Below are 15,172 nucleotides of genomic sequence, written 5' to 3'. Positions count from 1 at the left end.
TTTAAAGCATCCGCTCCAGCCCGACGATGTCGCTGAGCCATGCATTGAAGCGCCGCCACCAACTGCCAGGTTCGCTGGTCAGGGTGTGCATTTTGCCGTCGTCTTCGGTGGTCCATACGACCTGCTCATTCTCCAGCTGCACGTGGTAGCTCAGGGGCGGCGCCATGCCCTGCAATGCCAGGTCACGAACGTGGCCTGCCAGTTCCGGGCTGTCCACCAGCACCCCGACTTCGGTGTTCCACAGCACCGAGCGCGGATCGAAGTTGAATGAGCCGATGAAGGACTTTTGCTGGTCGAAGATGATCGCCTTGCTGTGCAGGCTGGAATCGGAATCCCCATAAGACTTGCTGGAAAACAGGCGAGGTCCGCTGCCGCTGTCGTCGCCGGGCTGACGGCGCAGCTCAAAGAGCTGCACGCCGTGCTCCAGCAGCGCCTTGCGATACGGTGCATAACCGCCGTGCACCGCCGGGACGTCCGTGGCTTCCAGTGAGTTGGTCAGCAAGCGTACTGACACTCCGGCGTCAGCGCGTCCGGTGAGGTATACCAGCCCCGGTGGGCCGGGTATGAAATAGGCCGAGATCATCACCAGCTCTTTGCTGACGCCATCGAGTGCGGGCGCCAACTGAGTCGTCAGCAGCAACTGTGGGTCAGGCTCGCCGTCGGCCAGCACCTTGCTCGGTGCATCCCACAGCGCCTGACTCCACGCCCAGATCAGCTCTTTGCGCCAGATGTCCAGGCGCGGCTGCGTTTTGAAAGTCATCAACTGTTGATAGAGCGCGTGGTTCTGTTTGCGCGATTCCTCCAGGGATTGTTCCAGCCGGGTCCGGGTGTTTTGCAGATCCTCGGCAGTCGGTTTGCTGGAGACAAATTCATCGATCGGCTTGCTCAGGGCGCTATTCCAGTACTGGTCGAAACTGTGCCCCAATTGCTCGGCGACCGGGCCGACGCCGAGCATGTCGATGTCGCGAAAATTCAGGTTGGGCTTGGCATCAAAATACTCGTCCCCCAGATTGCGCCCACCGACAATGGCCATGCTGTTGTCGGCCAGCCACAGCTTGTTGTGCATGCGCCGATGTTGCAGCGACAGATTGAGCAATCGGCCAATGGTGCGCGTCACGCCGGTGCTGCGACCCAGATGCAAGGGGTTGAACACGCGAATCTGGATTTGTGAATGCGCCGCCAGGGTGGCGATGGTCTTGTCCAGGCCATCGCTGGTGGTGTCATCGAGCAGAATGCGTACGCGTACGCCGCGGTCCGCAGCCTTGAGCAGTTCAGCCACCAGCATCCGGGTGCTGATGCCGTCATGGACGATGTAGTACTGCAAGTCGAGGCTGCTTTGCGCGTTGCGAATCAGCTCGGCGCGGGCGGTGAAGGCCTCGATGCTGTCGGAAAGCAGACGAAAACCGGATTGCCCTTGGTGCGGTGCAGCCTGGGCTAGCACCGAGCGGCCGAACGCCGAGTCACTCGCCGGCAATGCCTGGCTCGATCCGCGCTGCAAGTCGAAATTGGCGCAGCCACTCAGGAACGAGGCAAGTAACACAAGAGCAAGCAGGGGATGTCTGACTCTCACGTGGGATCGTTCCGATTGGTGGCAGGTGATGGCATATGGACGCTGGTATACAGAGAAAGGTCAGTCGGTGAGTTGGTCGTTTTCAGCCAGCAGTCTGATGGCCTCGGCACCGACCTTGCGTACAGCTTCTTCGATCTGTGCTGTTGGTTTGGCAGCGTAGTTCATGCGCAGGCAATTGCGATATTTGCCCGAGGGGGAAAAGATACTGCCGACGGCAATCTGTACGCCTTGGTCGTGCAAGGCACGATTCAGTTTCAGGGTGTCGAAGCTCTCCGGTAGCTCAACCCATAGCATGAAGCTGCCTTGCGGGCGGCTGGCACGGGTTCCCGGCGGAAAGTAGCGGGTGACCCAGTCGATCATCATGTCGCGATTGCGCTGGTATTGAGTGCGCATCCGCCGCAAATGCGGTTCGAAGTGGCCAGCCTTAAGGAATTCCGCGATAGCAATCTGCGGTTGTGGTGCGGTGGAGCCGGTGCTGATGTATTTCATGTGCAGCACGCGTTCCAGATAGCGACCGGGGGCGACCCAGCCGATGCGCAGGCCGGGGGCCAGCGTCTTGGAAAATGAACTGCACAGCAGGACGCGGCCATCTTCGTCGAAGGATTTGATCGTGCGCGGACGCGGATAGCTGTAGGACAGTTCGCCATACACATCGTCCTCGATTATCGCCACGTCGAAGCGCTGTGCGAGCGTCAACAACGCGCGTTTGCGCGACTCCGGCATGATATAGCCAAGCGGGTTATTGCAGTTGGGAGTCAACTGTATGGCCTTGATCGGCCACTGTTCCAAGGCCAGCTCCAGCGCATCCAGGCTGATCCCGGTGAGCGGGTCGGTGGGAATCTCCAAGGCTTTCATGCCCAGCCCCTTGAGCGTCTGCATGGCGCCGTGGAAGCTTGGCGAATCCACCGCGACGATGTCCCCCGGCTCGCAGATCGAGCGGATGCTGGTGGACAGCGCTTCGTGGCAGCCAGTCGTTACCACCAGATCGCCGGGGCTCAGTTGGCAGCCGGAATCGAGCATCAAGCGGGCGATCTGTTCGCGCAGTTCGAGGTTGCCGTGGATGTTGTCGTAATACAGGCCAGGCATGTCTTGCCGTCGGCTGAGTTGCGCCAAACCCCGCAGCAGCGGTTTGAGGGTCGGGGCGGTGATGTCCGGCATGCCGCGGCCCAGTTGCACCACATCTTCACGCGGCACTGCGCGAATCAACTCCAGCACCAGCTCCCATTGCGAAATATCCACCGGTCGCTGGGCCGGGCGGCTGATGGCCGGCAACTCGGGCAGCTCGCGAGTGACCGGCACGAAATAACCGGACTTGGGTTTTGGCGTGGCCAGCCCGTTGTCTTCGAGTACGCGATAGGCCTGCTGCACAGTGCTCAGGCTGACCCCGTGTTCGATGCTGAGTGCCCTTACCGAAGGCAGCCGATCACCCGGGCGATAGAAGCCCTGTTCGATACGTGTGCCGAGTAATTCGGCGAGATTGACGTATAGAGTCATGGCGCAGTCTCGATAGGGGTGATTCGGTTGACCAGTACAGATGGGGCGAAAATTCAGGATTCAGACGTTTCGATGGTCAATCTGTATGTAAATAATACAGTCTGTTTGAATCTGTAATGGTTTTCGCCGTCCACGCATCATGAAAGCTCTGGCTACCCAAGTAAACAGGAGCAATCAAAATGAACGGCTTGAGCGATGTGCGGCTGACATTACACAGTCAGGAACTGGCGGCAGGGCAAGATAACGGCGCACGCGAGGCGGACATGCGCAATGCGCCGTCCGGCCTGAAGCGCTGGAATCAGTTCTGGCGTCGTCTGCACACGCGCAAGGCGTTGCTGGCGCTGACACCCGAACAGCTCAAGGATATCGGGCTGACGCGTGAGCAGGCGCGGGAGGAGGGGCTGAAGTCTTTCTGGCGCTTATGAGGTGAACGCGGTTTCTTGTAGGAGCTGCCGCAGGGTTTTGGTGTCGATCAGACCAACTCTTTAAGCCGATGCCACAACATCCCCAACGCCAACAACGGCGAGCGCAAATGCTTGCCGCCGGGGAAGGTGATGTGCGGCACCTGGGCGAACAGATCGAAGCCACCACTGTGCTGTCCGCTGATAGCCTCTGCCAGCAGCTTGCCCGCCAGGTGTGTGGCATTCACACCATGACCGGAATAGGCCTGGGCGTAATACACATTCGGCTGGTCCTTGAGCCGGCCGATCTGCGGCAAACGGTTGGCGCCAATGCCGATCATCCCGCCCCACTGATAATCGATCCGCACTCCGGCCAATTGCGGGAAGACGTCCAGCATCTTTGGCCGCATATAGGCCGCGATGTCTTTCGGATCTCGCCCCGAGTAATGGCAGGCGCCGCCGAACAGCAGGCGGCGATCCGCCGATAGTCGGTAGTAATCCAGCGCCACCCGCTGATCGCAGACCGCCATGTTTTGCGGTAGTAGCGCGTGGGCCAATTCTTCGCTCAAGGGTTCGGTGGCAATGATATAGCTGCCGGCGGGCAACACTTTGCCGCTGAGTTCGGGATTGAGTTCATTGAGGTAGGCGTTGCAGCCCAGTACCAGCGTCTTTGCCCGGACCGAGCCTTGGGCCGTATGCACCTTGACCTCGGAGCCGTAATCGATGCGCGTGACTATCGACTGTTCGAACAGCTTCACGCCCAGTTGCTGAGCGGCGGCGGCTTCGCCCAACGCCAGGTTCAGCGGGTGCAGATGCCCGGAGCCCATGTCGATCAAGCCGCCGACGTAGCGGTCGGAGCCGACCACGGTGTGCATTTCATGGGGTTGCAGCAGACGGGTTTCGTAGCGGTAGCCGAGTCTGCGCAGTTCTTCGGCGTCTTCGGCGAAGCCTTCGAGATCACGGGGCTTGTTGGCAAGGTCGCAGTAACCCCAGGTCAGGTCGCAGGGGATCTGAAAACGCTCGACTCGTTGTCGGACGATTTCCACCGCTTCCAGGCCCATGAGCTTCATTTGACGTACGCCGTCGGTACCGATCACGTTGGCGAATTGATCGAGGCCATGGCCAACCCCCCGAATCAACTGCCCGCCATTGCGGCCGCTGGCGCCCCAGCCGATTTTATGGGCTTCAAGCAGCACCACATCCAGGCCGCGTTCAGCCAGTTCAAGCGCCGTGTTCAACCCGGAGAATCCGCCACCGACCACGCAAACGTCAGCCACCAGTTCGCCGGTCAGCACCGGATGGTCGGGCTGAGGCAGGCTGCTGGCGGCGTAATAAGAGGCGGTGTGCTGGTGATTCGGGACAGGCTGCTGAGCACGGCCATTCATGTGCGTGATCCTGATTCATGTGTCTAGAAAATTTGACGGAGCATAAGCCGGACCTCGAAGGCGGGCAACACTGGTCGGCCGGTGCTGTCTGGATCGGGGCTTTTACGTCAGAATCCGGCTCTGTTCCGAGATCGGTAGTGGTTTAGATGAGCTGCAACAGTCAGAAAATACGCACGCTGCGCCAGCAGATTCCCTCGTTCGAGTGCGTGCCCGGTTGCCATGACTGCTGCGGCCCGGTCACGACCTCGCCGGAGGAAATGTCCCGTCTGCCGCGCAAGAGCCGCGCCGAGCAGGATGCGGCGATGGATGAACTCAACTGCGTCCATCTGGGGCCGAACGGCTGCACGGTATATGACGAACGGCCGCTGATCTGCCGGTTGTTTGGCACCACCAAGACCTTGCCGTGCCCCAATGGGCGCGGACCGGTGGAGTTGATTCATCCAAGTGCCGAGAAGCAAGTCTTTGAGTACATGGCCTCGAACCGACAGATCCTCGTTTAAAAGATCTTCAGTCCGGAATCGGCAAACTCAAGCTCTCCTTCACTTCTTCCATCACGATATAGCTCTTGGATTCGCGCACATGCGGCAGCTTGAGCAGGATGTCGCCCAGCAATTTGCGGTACGAGGCCATCTCGGATATCCGCGCCTTCACCAGGTAGTCGAAATCTCCTGACACCAAGTGGCACTCCAGAACGTGGGGCAGCTTCAGCACCGCGCGTCGGAACTCTTCGAAAGTATCACCGGACTTGTAATCGAGGCTGATCTCGACGAACACCAGGAGACTTCCCTTGAGGTGCTGCGGATTGAGCCGGGCGTTGTAGCCCATGATGATCCCTTCGCGCTCCAGGCGTCGCACCCGCTCGGTACAGGGCGTGGTCGAGAGTCCGACCTTCTCCCCAAGCTCGGTAAAGGATATGCGCCCGTCCGCTTGCAGGATCCGCAGGATGTTGCGGTCGATCTTGTCCAGCTCACGTTTGGTCTGGGTGTTGGTACGCATAGGGGATGCGCCTCCGTGAAAAGGGTTTTTGCCGAGAATTGTCGCCAAATATAGGCGCTTATATAGTGAAAAGCACTGGCAATTCTTTTTTACACTGCGCACATCTGAAGCTCTGAACAACAAACGTCAGCGGTTAGCCGCGATGAGGGAAATGAAAATGCGCGTTATGGTCTTGGGTAGCGGCGTCATCGGTACCACCAGTGCTTATTATCTGGCGCGTGCCGGGTTTGAAGTGGTGGTGGTGGACCGGCAGCCGGCTGCCGCCATGGAGACCAGTTTCGCCAACGCCGGGCAGGTCTCGCCGGGTTACGCCTCGCCGTGGGCCGCGCCGGGTGTGCCGCTCAAGGCCATCAAATGGCTGCTGCAGCGCCATGCGCCCTTGGCGATCAAGGCCACTGCCGACATCGATCAGTACCTGTGGATGGCACAAATGCTGCGCAACTGCACCGCCAGCCGTTACGCGGTGAACAAGGAGCGCATGGTCCGCCTGTCCGAGTACAGCCGTGACTGCCTCGACGAACTGCGCGCCGAAACCGGTATTACCTATGAAGGCCGAAGCCTCGGTACTACTCAATTGTTCCGCACCCAGGCTCAGCTCGATGGCGCTGCAAAAGACATCGCCGTGCTGAAAGAGTCCGGCGTGCCGTTCGAACTGCTCGACCGCGAAGGCATTGCCCGCGTCGAGCCGGCCCTGGCCAGCGTGACCGACATCCTCGCCGGTGCCCTGCGCCTGCCGAACGACCAGACTGGCGACTGCCAGATGTTCACCGTTCGCCTGGCCGAAATGGCCGCCAAGCTCGGTGTGCAATTCCGCTTCGGCCAGGATATTCAGCGCCTCGACTTCGCTGGTGACCGTATCAACGGCGTGTGGATCGACGGCAAGCTGGAAACTGCGGACCGCTACGTGCTGGCGCTCGGCAGCTACTCGCCGCAGTTGCTCAAGCCGCTGGGCATCAAGGCGCCGGTGTATCCGCTCAAGGGTTACTCCCTGACCGTGCCGATCACCAACCCGGCGATGGCCCCGACCTCGACCATTCTCGACGAGACCTACAAGGTCGCGATCACCCGTTTCGACAACCGCATCCGCGTTGGCGGCATGGCGGAGATCGCCGGTTTTGACCTGTCGCTGAACCCGCGTCGGCGCGAAACCCTGGAGATGATCGTCAACGACCTTTATCCTCAGGGCGGCGACCTGGCCGAGGCCAGCTTCTGGACCGGCCTGCGTCCGACCACCCCCGACGGCACGCCGATTGTCGGCGCTACCCCGTTCAAGAACCTGTTCCTGAACACCGGTCACGGCACCCTCGGCTGGACCATGGCCTGCGGCTCTGGCCGCTTGCTAGCTGACCTGATAGCCAAGAAAAAGCCGCAGATCAGCGCCGAAGGCCTCGATATTTCCCGTTATGGCAACAAAACCCAGGAGTCTGCAAAACATGTCAGTCCAGCGCCAGCTCACCAATGAGCGCATGAGTCAGATCGTCACCCATAACGGTACGGTTTACCTGGCCGGGCAGGTCGGCGACGACATGAACGCCGGGATTGAACAGCAGACCCGTGAAACCCTCGCCAATATCGAGCGTTTGCTCGATCTGGCAGGCACCGACAAGCATCAATTGCTGTCGGTGACGATTTACCTGAAAGACATCGATTCACATTTCGAAGGCATGAACGCAGTGTGGGACCAGTGGTTGCCCAAAGGCGTTGCACCGGCCCGTGCCACGGTTGAAGCGAAGTTGTGCGAACCGGAAATCCTGGTGGAACTGTCGGTTGTAGCCGCTCTGCCATAACTGCTCTGAAATGACTGCTCTGAAGTAAGTAACTAGAAAGATCCCTCTTCCGGTGCAACTGGCGGTTCACGCCGTCAGCAGCGCCGGTTTTTTTTAACGACGACCAGAAGTCTGCCGCCATGCGTCCTGCCCGTGCCCTGATCGACCTCCAAGCCCTGCGTCACAATTACCAAATCGCCCGTGAAGTCACGGGGGCCAAGGCCCTCGCGGTGATCAAGGCTGATGCCTATGGCCATGGCGCAGTGCGTTGCGCCCAGGCGCTGGAAGCCGAGGCGGACGGGTTTGCAGTGGCCTGCATCGAAGAGGCCCTGGAATTGCGAGCCGCGGGCATTCGCGCGCCGGTGTTGCTGCTGGAAGGTTTTTTCGAAGCCGATGAGCTGTCGCTGATCGTCGAGCATGATTTCTGGTGCGTGGTGCATTCGCTGTGGCAACTCGAAGCGATCGAGAAGGCCGCATTGAGCAAGCCGATCACGGTCTGGCTCAAGCTCGACTCGGGCATGCACCGGGTCGGCCTGCATCCGAAGGATTATCAAGCGGGCTATCAACGGCTGCTGGCCAGCGGCAAGGTCGCGAAGATCGTGTTGATGAGCCACTTTGCTCGCGCCGATGAGTTAAATAGTCAAGCCAGTGCCGAGCAGGTGGCAGTATTCGAAGCGGCGCGCCAAGGCTTGTCGGCCGAGGTCAGCCTGCGCAACTCGCCAGCGGTGCTCGGTTGGCCGCAGGTGCCGAGCGATTGGGTACGTCCGGGCATCATGCTCTACGGCGCCACGCCTTTCGAAGAAGCCAACGCCGTGGCCTCGCGCCTGCAACCGGTGATGACCCTCGAATCGAAAGTGATCAGCGTGCGTGAATTGCCGGCCGGCGAGCCGATCGGCTACGGCGCCAGGTTCATCACCCCGAAGCCGATGCGCGTTGGCGTGGTGGCCATGGGTTACGCCGATGGCTACCCACGTCTGGCACCCACCGGCACGCCGGTGTTGGTGGCCGGGCAACGTAGCCAACTGATCGGCCGGGTGTCGATGGACATGCTCTGCATCGACCTGACCGATGTGGCGCAAGCCGGCCTCGGTTCGACCGTCGAGCTGTGGGGCAAAAACATCCTCGCCAGTGACGTGGCCATCGCGGCCGGCACGATTCCTTACCAGATATTCTGCAACCTGCGCCGGGTGCCAATGCTCTATTCCGGGAGCTAGGGCCAAACCGCCCGGACCGGAAGTCGCCTCGCCGAACAGGATTCAGGTCAAAGTGTTGTAAATACTGAACGCTGTCGCCATGATAACGCTCAATATTCCAACAACCTGAATCCCTGGAGGCTCCTGCATTGGACGTCGGTGAACGACTGCAATCAATCCGCAAGCTCAAAGGTCTTTCCCAGCGTGAACTCGCCAAACGCGCGGGCGTCACCAACAGCACGATTTCGATGATCGAGAAGAACAGCGTCAGCCCCTCGATCAGTTCGCTGAGGAAAGTGTTGGGCGGGATTCCCATGTCCATGGTCGAGTTCTTTTCCGAAGAAATCCTGCAGGAAAAACCGACTCAGATCGTCTACAAAGCCAACGAGCTGATCGATATTTCCGATGGTGCAGTGACCATGAAACTGGTCGGCCGGGCTCACCCGAGCCGCGCTATCGCATTCCTCAATGAAATCTACCCGCCAGGCGCCGATACCGGTGACGAGATGCTCACCCATGAGGGCGAGGAAACCGGCATTTTGCTGGAAGGGCGGCTGGAACTGGTGGTGGGGCTTGAAACATTTGTGCTCGAAGCTGGCGATAGCTACTACTTTGAAAGTACCAAGCCGCATCGTTTCCGTAATCCGTTCGATGCACCGGCGCGACTAATCAGCGCAGCGACACCCGCGAATTTCTAAGGAAAGAGGCGCCCTGCCGGCATGGCCGAGGCACCCGAGCCGTTTGACCGTTGCGCAACAAGACCCCTTCGACTTTGGGGTTGTTTCAGTGTCGCGGGCTTACCGCTATACTTGCGCCCGCCTGCGAACCGTGGCCGTAGGCGTGACTAGCCACCATTGAGGGTGAACGCGTGAATCTAATTATGAAAATGCTGGCCGCACCAGCAACCGTATTGGCCCTCTGGGCTGTCAGCGCTCAAGCTGCGACGAACGACGAAATTGCTAAACGCCTTGAGCCAGTCGGCCAGGTCTGTGTCCAGGGCAAAGAGTGCAAGGGCATGGAAGTCGCCGCTGCTGCTGGTGGCGGAGGTGGTGCCAAGGCACCTAAGGATGTCATTGCCAAGCATTGCAATGCTTGCCACGGCACCGGCCTGCTGGGCGCACCGAAAATCGGTGACAAGGCCGCGTGGAAAGAACGCGCCGACCACCAGGGCGGCCTCGACGGCATCCTGGCCAAGGCCATTACCGGTGTCAACGCGATGCCACCAAAAGGCACCTGCGCCGACTGCTCTGACGACGAGCTCAAGGGCGCCATCAAAGAGATGTCCGGCCTGTAACCGGTCCGCCTCTTTCGCGAAAAAGCCGCTTGCGAGCGGCTTTTTTGTGCCTGCGATCTCGTTAAACGCCGCTGCCCCCCTGTAGGAGCGAGCATGCTCGCGAAAAACCTGAAAACGCCGCGGGGCATCAGGCTTCCAGCGTCATCGTTGACGACCTTCGTCGGAACGCCGCCCGGAGCATGCTCGCTCCTACAAGTTTTTTTTGAGCCGGTCGATTGGTTCTAATGGGCTGTTCAATGCAGCAAAGACCCGGCAAGCTCGGTCCAACCCCACTTCATGGAATGTACGGGAGGATCGGATGGTACAGCTGTGTTCTATCGAGCAAGCGGTCGATGAGGTGTTGGTCCGGTTGCCAGCGCATATTCACATGGGCCTGCCCTTGGGCCTGGGCAAGCCCAATCATTTCGTCAACGCGCTGTATCAACGTGTCGCGCAATTGCCGCAGCGGCAACTGACGATCTACACCGCCCTGTGCCTTGGCCGTCCTGCGTTGGGCGACGGCTTGCAAAAGCGCTTTCTCGAACCCTTTATCGAACGGGTCTTTGGCGATTATCCGGAACTGGATTTCCTCGCCGGCCTGCAGCGCGACAACCTTCCAGCCAACATTCACATCCAGCAGTTTTTCATGCAGCCGGGCAGCCTGCTCAACAGCGCGTCGGCCCAGCAGGATTACGTCAGCAGCAACTACAGTCACGCCGCCCGGGACATCAACGCCGCCGGGTTGAACCTGGTCGCGCAACTGGTGGCCAACCATGGTGAGCATCCCGATCGCTTGAGCCTGAGCTGCAACCCGGACATCACCCTCGACCTGCTGCCGATGATCGCCAGGCGCCGGGCTGCCGGGGAGACGATCTTGATGGTCGGACAGGTGCATGACGATTTGCCCTACATGCCCGGCGATGCGGAAGTCGGTATCGATACCTTCGACTTGTTGATCGACGAGAAGGACAGCACCACGCTGTTCTCCACGCCGAACATGCCGGTGGGTTTCCAGGATCATTTCATTGGCCTGCACGCCAGTACGTTGGTGCGCGATGGCGGCACTTTGCAGATCGGCATCGGCGCCATGGGCGATGCGCTGACCGCTGCGTTGTTGGCGCGACAGGCCGACAACAACGCTTACAAGGCTTTGCTAAGCGACATGAATCTTAGCCAGTGGGCGCAACTGATCGAGGGTGAAGGCGGCATCGAACCGTTCGCCAAAGGCTTGTACGGTTGCAGCGAAATGTTCGTCAACGGCCTGCTGGTGCTGGCCGACGCCGGGATCGTGCGGCGCAAGGTTTACCCGGATGTGCCGACCCAGCAGCAGGCCAATGCCGGCACCCTCGACGAAGCGGCGCAAACCGACGGTATTTCAGTGCATGGCGGCTTCTTCCTCGGGCCGCGCAGTTTCTATGAGCGCCTGCGCGAATTGCCGCAGAGCAAGCGGCTCGAATTCAACATGACCCGCATCAGCTACATCAACGAGCTCTACGGGCAGGAAGAGTTGAAGCGCTTACAGCGGCTCGATGCACGATTCATCAACACTGCGTTCACCATGACGTTGCTCGGTGCGGGCGTGGCCGATCAGCTGGAAGACGGACGCGTGCTCAGCGGTGTAGGCGGGCAGTACAACTTCGTTGCCCAGGGCCATGCACTGGAAGGTGCGCGGTCGGTGTTGTTGCTGCGTAGCTGGCGTGAGTCGGGCGGTGACGTCGGTTCGAACATTGTCTGGGCTTACGGCCATTGCACCATTCCCCGGCATCTGCGGGACATCGTGGTCACCGAGTACGGCATTGCCGATCTTCGCGGAAAAACCGATGCGGCGGTGATCGAGGCGTTGCTCAATATCAGTGATTCACGCTTCCAATCGGGGCTGATCGAACAGGCACAGAAGGTCGGCAAATTACCCAGGGATTTCCAGCTCGATCCACGTTTCAGCGATAACCGTCCTGAGCGGTTGCAGGCGATTCAGGCGCGGAATTCGCAGTTGTTTGCGGAATATCCGTTGGGCTGTGATTTCACCGAGATCGAACAAGATCTGTTGCGGGCGCTGAACTGGCTCAAGAGCAAATTCAAACTGAGCGAAGTGCTGGAGCTGGGCAAGGCTGCGCTGGATGCTCCGCAGCCTTCGTCATTTCCCGAACATCTGGAGCGTATGCAGCTGACCAGCCCGGATGGCTTGAAAGAAGACCTGTTTCAGCGGTTGCTGCTAACCGGCCTGAAGGCCACCGCACACTAAGAGTCAACAAAAAACCTGTAGGAGCCGAGCTTGCTCGCGATGAGGTCATCACATTCAACATCAATGTTGACTGGGCGGCCGTCATCGCGAGCAAGCTCAGCTCCTACAGGTTTTGTGGTGTTGCGGCTTATTCGATGAAGGTCACGACACCGCCAGCCAGCGACTGCACGCGAGCCAGGGACTCTACACGATAACCCTGGGCATCCAGCTCCGCACGACCGCCCTGGAACGATTTTTCGATCACGATCCCCAAGCCGGCCACGGTGGCACCGGCCTGTTTGATGATCGAGATCAGCGCCTGGGACGCCTTACCGTTAGCCAGGAAGTCATCGATGATCAGCACTCGGTCGCTGCTGGTCAGGTGGCGCGGAGAAATCGCCACAGTGCTTTCGGTCTGCTTGGTGAACGAGTAAACGGTCGCCGACAGCAGGTTTTCAGTCAGGGTCAAGGACTGGTGCTTGCGAGCGAAGATCACCGGCACGCCGAGGTTCAGACCGGTCATGATTGCAGGCGCAATGCCCGAAGCTTCAATGGTGACAATCTTGGTGATGCCCGAATCCTTGAACAGCGTGGCGAATTCATCGCCGATCAGCTTCATCAGGGCCGGGTCGATCTGGTGGTTCAGAAAGGCGTCGACTTTCAGGACCTGGTCGGAAAGCACGATGCCTTCTTCGCGAATTTTCTTGTGCAGTGCTTCCATGAAGCTGTCCTCGTTTGGCGTCTTTTGCGCCGAAGGTCTAAATAAAAGTGGCCAATTCTAGCGCTTTAACATCGCGCGTATATCCGCCAATGCGCTATTGCCACGCACGGCTTTGACTTCGGTCGGCGTGTCGTCGTTGCCTTCCCAGGCCAGGTCGTCCGGCGGCAGTTCATCGAGGAAGCGGCTCGGTGCGCAATCGATGATCTCGCCGTATTGCTTGCGCTTGGCGGCGAAGGTGAAGGCCAGGGTCTGGCGCGCGCGGGTAATGCCCACGTAGGCCAGGCGCCGTTCCTCTTCGATGGTGTCGGCTTCGATACTGGAGCGGTGTGGAAGGATTTCCTCTTCCATGCCCATGATGAACACGTAGGGGAATTCCAGACCCTTGGAGGCGTGCAAGGTCATCATCTGCACGCCTTCGGCGCCGTCTTCCTCTTCCTGCTGGCGCTCGAGCATATCGCGCAGGACGAGTTTGCCAATGGCGTCTTCGACGGTCATCTCGCCTTCTTCGTCTTTCTCGAGCGTATTTTTAAGTGCCTCGATCAGGAACCACACGTTGCCCATGCGGTAATCGGCGGCCTTGTCGCTGGAGCTGTTGGTGCGCAGCCAGTTCTCGTAGTCGATGTCCATGACCATGCTGCGCAGGGCCGAGATCGGGTCTTCGCCGGCGCATTGCTCGCGGACCTTGTCCATGAAGCGCTTGAAGCGCGACAGGCGATCGGTGAAGCGGCTGTCCAGATGCTCGCCCAGGCCGATTTCGTCGGTGGCGGCATACATCGAGATTTTTCGCTCGGTGGCGTAGTTGCCCAGCTTCTCCAACGTAGTCGAACCGATCTCGCGGCGTGGGACGTTGATCACACGCAAGAAGGCGTTGTCGTCGTCCGGGTTCACGATCAGGCGGAAGTAGGCCATCAGGTCTTTCACTTCCTGGCGGCCGAAGAAGCTGTTGCCGCCGGACAAGCGATACGGAACCTGGTGATGCTGCAACTTCAGTTCGATCAACTTGGCCTGATAGTTACCCCGGTACAGGATCGCGAAATCGCTGTAAGGCCGGTCGGTGCGCAAGTGCAGGCTGAGGATTTCCACGGCGACGCGCTCGGCTTCGGCGTCTTCGTTGCGGCAGCGGATCACCCGGATCTCGTCGCCGTGACCCATTTCACTCCACAGCTGCTTTTCGAATTCGTGGGGGTTGTTCGAGATCAGAACGTTGGCGCAGCGCAGGATGCGGCTGGTGGAGCGGTAGTTCTGCTCCAGCATCACCACTTTCAGGGACGGATAGTCTTCCTTGAGCAACATCAGGTTTTCCGGCCGGGCGCCGCGCCAGGCGTAGATCGACTGGTCGTCATCGCCTACCACGGTGAACTGGTTACGCTTGCCGATCAGCATCTTCACCAGCAGATACTGGCTGGCGTTGGTGTCCTGGTATTCGTCCACCAGCAGGTAACGCACCTTGTTTTGCCACTTTTCCAGAATGTCGGCGTGCTCTTCGAACAGCTTCACCGGCAACAGGATCAGGTCGTCGAAGTCCACCGCGTTGAACGCCTTGAGCGTGCGCTGGTAGTGGGTGTAGACAATGGCGGCGGTCTGTTCCTTGGGGTTGCGCGCGTTTTCCAGGGCCTGGGCCGGCAGGATCAGTTCGTTTTTCCAGGCGCCGATCATGTTCTTGATCTCGTCGACGCCGTCGTCGCCCGAGTATTCCTTTTGCATGATGTCGGTCATCAGGGCCTTGACGTCGGTCTCGTCGAAAATCGAGAAACCGGGTTTGTAGCCCAGCCGCACGTGTTCCTTGCGGATGATGTTCAGGCCCAGGTTGTGGAAGGTGCAGACCGTCAGGCCGCGGCCTTCACCGGCGCGCAGCAGGGTGCCGACCCGCTCCTTCATCTCGCGCGCGGCCTTGTTGGTGAAGGTCATGGCGACGATGTACTGGGCGCGGATGCCGCAGTTCTGGATCAAGTGCGCGATTTTGCGCGTGATCACGCTGGTCTTGCCGGAGCCTGCACCGGCGAGCACCAAAAGAGGGCCGCCGACGTAGCTCACGGCTTCTTGCTGCCGGGGATTGAGTCGGGACATAGGTAAATTCAGGAGTCAGTCACGAAATGGGCCGGCATTTTAACAGGCTCAGCGAATTGTGCTGCTCTGTCCGACTTGTGACGTA

At 59.6% G+C, this 15,172-nt stretch carries 14 protein-coding genes; 8 read left to right on the top strand and 6 right to left on the bottom strand.

All coding sequences use genetic code 11. The features are described 5' to 3' along the window. Position 1 precedes the first annotated feature (1 nt). Positions 2 to 1,570 (bottom strand): phospholipase D family protein, encoded by a 1,569-nt coding sequence (locus ACA058_RS30230; RefSeq protein WP_497637172.1) that lies wholly within the window; start codon positions 1,568 to 1,570, stop codon positions 2 to 4. 60 nt (positions 1,571 to 1,630) lie between these two features. After that, complete coding sequence (locus tag ACA058_RS30225; RefSeq protein ID WP_497637171.1) at positions 1,631 to 3,064, bottom strand: aminotransferase-like domain-containing protein; 1,434 nt, start codon at positions 3,062 to 3,064, stop codon at positions 1,631 to 1,633. Positions 3,065 to 3,243: 179 nt separating this feature from the next. Between ACA058_RS30225 and ACA058_RS30220 the strand changes: the two genes are divergently transcribed. Beyond that, the gene (locus ACA058_RS30220; RefSeq protein WP_497637170.1) at positions 3,244 to 3,489 is read left to right on the top strand and encodes a DUF1127 domain-containing protein; all 246 of its coding nucleotides are present in this window, start codon (positions 3,244 to 3,246) and stop codon (positions 3,487 to 3,489) included. A gap of 47 nt (positions 3,490 to 3,536) precedes the next feature. On the opposite strand, the gene ACA058_RS30215 is transcribed toward ACA058_RS30220, so the two are convergent. Beyond that, positions 3,537 to 4,850 carry an NAD(P)/FAD-dependent oxidoreductase gene (locus ACA058_RS30215; protein ID WP_497637169.1) on the bottom strand — a complete coding sequence of 438 codons (1,314 nt, stop codon included), beginning with the start codon at positions 4,848 to 4,850 and terminating at the stop codon, positions 3,537 to 3,539. A 146-nt stretch (positions 4,851 to 4,996) separates the two neighbouring features. Between ACA058_RS30215 and ACA058_RS30210 the strand changes: the two genes are divergently transcribed. After that, the gene (locus ACA058_RS30210; protein ID WP_497637168.1) at positions 4,997 to 5,350 is read left to right on the top strand and encodes a YkgJ family cysteine cluster protein; all 354 of its coding nucleotides are present in this window, start codon (positions 4,997 to 4,999) and stop codon (positions 5,348 to 5,350) included. Positions 5,351 to 5,357: 7 nt separating this feature from the next. Here ACA058_RS30210 and ACA058_RS30205 read toward each other — a convergent pair whose 3' ends face one another. Beyond that, positions 5,358 to 5,846 (bottom strand): Lrp/AsnC ligand binding domain-containing protein, encoded by a 489-nt coding sequence (locus ACA058_RS30205; RefSeq protein WP_003177284.1) that lies wholly within the window; start codon positions 5,844 to 5,846, stop codon positions 5,358 to 5,360. A gap of 157 nt (positions 5,847 to 6,003) precedes the next feature. On the opposite strand from ACA058_RS30205, the gene dadA reads away from it, so the two are divergent. The 6 genes from dadA to ACA058_RS30175 all read left to right on the top strand — a co-directional run bounded on the left by dadA (position 6,004) and on the right by ACA058_RS30175 (position 12,320). Further along, positions 6,004 to 7,308, top strand: coding sequence for a D-amino acid dehydrogenase (gene dadA / locus ACA058_RS30200; protein ID WP_497637167.1), 1,305 nt, complete (start codon positions 6,004 to 6,006; stop codon positions 7,306 to 7,308). Then, the gene (locus ACA058_RS30195; RefSeq protein WP_497637166.1) at positions 7,280 to 7,633 is read left to right on the top strand and encodes a RidA family protein; all 354 of its coding nucleotides are present in this window, start codon (positions 7,280 to 7,282) and stop codon (positions 7,631 to 7,633) included. Before dadA ends, ACA058_RS30195 begins: the two co-directional genes overlap by 29 nt. A gap of 119 nt (positions 7,634 to 7,752) precedes the next feature. Continuing rightward, on the top strand, positions 7,753 to 8,826 hold the full coding sequence (gene alr, locus ACA058_RS30190; RefSeq protein ID WP_497637165.1) for an alanine racemase: 1,074 nt from the start codon (positions 7,753 to 7,755) through the stop codon (positions 8,824 to 8,826). A 128-nt stretch (positions 8,827 to 8,954) separates the two neighbouring features. Beyond that, positions 8,955 to 9,503, top strand: a complete 549-nt coding sequence (locus tag ACA058_RS30185) for a cupin domain-containing protein (protein ID WP_008150195.1) — start codon at positions 8,955 to 8,957, stop codon at positions 9,501 to 9,503. 182 nt (positions 9,504 to 9,685) lie between these two features. After that, positions 9,686 to 10,099 (top strand): c-type cytochrome, encoded by a 414-nt coding sequence (locus tag ACA058_RS30180; RefSeq protein ID WP_095194409.1) that lies wholly within the window; start codon positions 9,686 to 9,688, stop codon positions 10,097 to 10,099. Positions 10,100 to 10,397: 298 nt separating this feature from the next. Further along, positions 10,398 to 12,320, top strand: a complete 1,923-nt coding sequence (locus ACA058_RS30175) for an acetyl-CoA hydrolase/transferase C-terminal domain-containing protein (protein WP_497637164.1) — start codon at positions 10,398 to 10,400, stop codon at positions 12,318 to 12,320. Positions 12,321 to 12,447: 127 nt separating this feature from the next. Here the strand turns inward: ACA058_RS30175 and ACA058_RS30170 are convergent, their stop codons facing one another. Together ACA058_RS30170 and rep are read right to left on the bottom strand one after the other, a co-directional pair. After that, the gene (locus ACA058_RS30170; protein ID WP_020799401.1) at positions 12,448 to 13,020 is read right to left on the bottom strand and encodes a xanthine phosphoribosyltransferase; all 573 of its coding nucleotides are present in this window, start codon (positions 13,018 to 13,020) and stop codon (positions 12,448 to 12,450) included. Between the two features lie 57 nt (positions 13,021 to 13,077). Further along, the gene (gene rep, locus ACA058_RS30165) at positions 13,078 to 15,087 is read right to left on the bottom strand and encodes a DNA helicase Rep (RefSeq protein WP_497637163.1); all 2,010 of its coding nucleotides are present in this window, start codon (positions 15,085 to 15,087) and stop codon (positions 13,078 to 13,080) included. Positions 15,088 to 15,172 lie beyond the last annotated feature (85 nt).

Source organism: Pseudomonas sp. LBUM1649 (genome assembly GCF_059716155.1).
Note: the sequence above shows the minus strand (reverse complement) of the source record. Positions and strands in the feature narration are given on the sequence as shown.